This window comes from Reyranella sp. (genome assembly GCF_004297265.1).
Lineage (GTDB): Bacteria > Pseudomonadota > Alphaproteobacteria > Reyranellales > Reyranellaceae > Reyranella.
Map to the genome: position 1 here is coordinate 1 of NZ_SCUT01000046.1, position 2,147 is coordinate 2,147.

Genomic DNA, 2,147 nt, shown 5'->3' on the forward strand with positions numbered 1-2,147 from the left:
CTTTCCAAGCAGGCCGTCGCCTACCGCCAGATGTCGCTGCTGCTGCGCCGCCCGCCGGGCCGCGAAGCCTATCCCGGCGACGTGTTCTATCTCCATTCGCGCCTGCTCGAGCGCGCCGCCAAGCTGAACGACAAGAACGGCTCGGGCTCGCTGACGGCGCTGCCGATCATCGAGACGCAGGCCGGCGACGTGTCGGCCTACATTCCGACCAACGTGATCTCGATCACCGACGGCCAGATCTTCCTCGAGACCGAGCTCTTCTATCAGGGCATCCGTCCCGCCATTAACGTCGGTCTGTCGGTGAGCCGCGTCGGCTCGGCCGCGCAGATCAAGGCGATGAAGCAGGTCGCCGGCACCATCAAGCTGGAGCTGGCACAGTATCGCGAGATGGCGGCCTTCGCCCAGTTCGCCTCGGACCTCGACGCCTCGACCCAGCGCCTGCTGGCGCGCGGTCAGCGCCTTACCGAGCTGCTGAAGCAGGGCCAGTTCGCGCCGATGCCGGTCGAGGAGCAGGTCATCTCGCTCTACGCCGGTACCCGCGGCTTCCTCGACTCGCTGCCGGTGAACAAGGTGAACGACTTCGAGCACCAGCTGCTCGACGCCGTCCGCGCCGAGGGCTCGATCCTCGCCTCGATCCGCGAGAAGCGCGAGATCGTCAAGGAGACCGATGACAAGCTGAAGGCGTTCCTCGGCGACTTCGTCAAGAAGTTCGCCTAAGGCGCTCGCAGGTTTAGATGCCCAGTCTCAAGACCTACCGGCTGCGGATCCGAAGCGTCCAGTCGACGCAGAAGATCACGAAGGCCATGAAGATGGTGGCCGCCGCCAAGCTGCGGCGCGCCCAGGAGCAGGCCACGGCGGCCCGTCCCTATGCGCAAGCCATGGACAAGATCCTGGCCTCGCTGGGCGCGAGCTTCCAGGGCGCGACCGGCGGCCCGCGCCTGCTGGCGGGCACCGGTTCGGATCAGGTCCACCTGGTCATCGTCGCCACCGGCGATCGCGGCCTCTGCGGCGGCTTCAACAGCACCATCGTGCGCGAGGCGCGGCGCCAGATCCGCGCCCTGCTGAACGAAGGCAAGACGGTCAAGATCTTCTGCGTCGGCCGCAAGGGCCGCGACCAGCTGCGTCGCGACTTCGGCTCGCTGATCGTCGAGACGATCACCGATCTCGGCCGCCCGCGCCTGTCCTTCGGCGACGCCCAGAAGGTCGCCGCGCGCGTCATGGAGATGTATGACGCCGGCGAGTTCGACGTCGCCAAGGTGGTCTTCAACCAGTTCAAGTCGGCGATGACGCAGGTCGTCACCGTCCAGCAGCTGATCCCGCCGCCGATGCCGGAAGCGTCGGCCGCACCGGCCGCAGCCGGCGGCGCGATCTACGAGTTCGAGCCGGACGAGGGCGAGATCCTCGCCGACCTGCTGCCGCGCAACCTCACCGTCCAGATCTTCCGCGTCCTGCTGGAGAATGCGGCGAGCTTCTACGGCTCGCAGATGACGGCCATGGACAACGCCTCGCGCAACGCGGGCGACGTGATCAAGAAGCTGACGCTGCAGATGAACCGTTCGCGCCAGGCGTCGATCACCAAGGAACTCATCGAGATCATCTCGGGCGCCGAGGCCATCTAGGCCGGCCGCCAGGCAATCGAAGGAAAGGGATCCGTAATGGCTACCAACAACATCGGCACGATCACCCAGATCACGGGCGCGGTCGTCGACGTTCGCTTCGAAGGCGAACTGCCGAACATCCTGAACGCGCTGCACGTCAACGCCGACGGACGCCTGGTGGTGCTGGAAGTCGCCCAGCACCTCGGCGAATCCGAAGTCCGCACCATCGCGATGGACACGACCGATGGCCTGGTCCGCGGCGAGAAGGCGGTCGACACCGGCGCCCCGATCGCCATGCCGGTCGGCCCCGAGACCCTCGGCCGCATCCTGAACGTGATCGGTGAGCCGGTCGACGAGCGCGGTCCCGTCGGCAACAAGCTGACCCTGCCGATCCATCGCAGCGCGCCGGAATTCGTCGACCAGTCGACGGAAGCGCAGATCCTGGTCACCGGCATCAAGGTCATCGACCTGCTCGCGCCCTACGCCAAGGGCGGCAAGATCGGCCTGTTCGGCGGCGCCGGCGTCGGCAAGACCGTGACGATCATGGAG

The 2,147-nt window shown here is 66.8% G+C and carries 1 protein-coding gene and 2 pseudogenes; all 3 read left to right on the plus strand.

Annotated features, from left to right (window positions below):
- Positions 1–717: pseudogene (locus EPO41_RS20025) on the plus strand (F0F1 ATP synthase subunit alpha); the annotation flags it as partial.
- A gap of 17 nt (positions 718–734) precedes the next feature.
- The gene (locus EPO41_RS20030; protein ID WP_296328720.1) at positions 735–1,619 is read left to right on the plus strand and encodes a F0F1 ATP synthase subunit gamma; all 885 of its coding nucleotides are present in this window, start codon (positions 735–737) and stop codon (positions 1,617–1,619) included.
- Between the two features lie 36 nt (positions 1,620–1,655).
- Positions 1,656–2,147, plus strand: a pseudogene (locus tag EPO41_RS20035) (F0F1 ATP synthase subunit beta); the annotation flags it as partial.

What these genes read in the sequence shown, in the direction of transcription:
- EPO41_RS20030 (WP_296328720.1), top strand. Translation starts at nt 735, where the DNA reads ATGCCCAGTCTCAAGACCTACCGGCTGCGGATCCGAAGCGTCCAGTCG.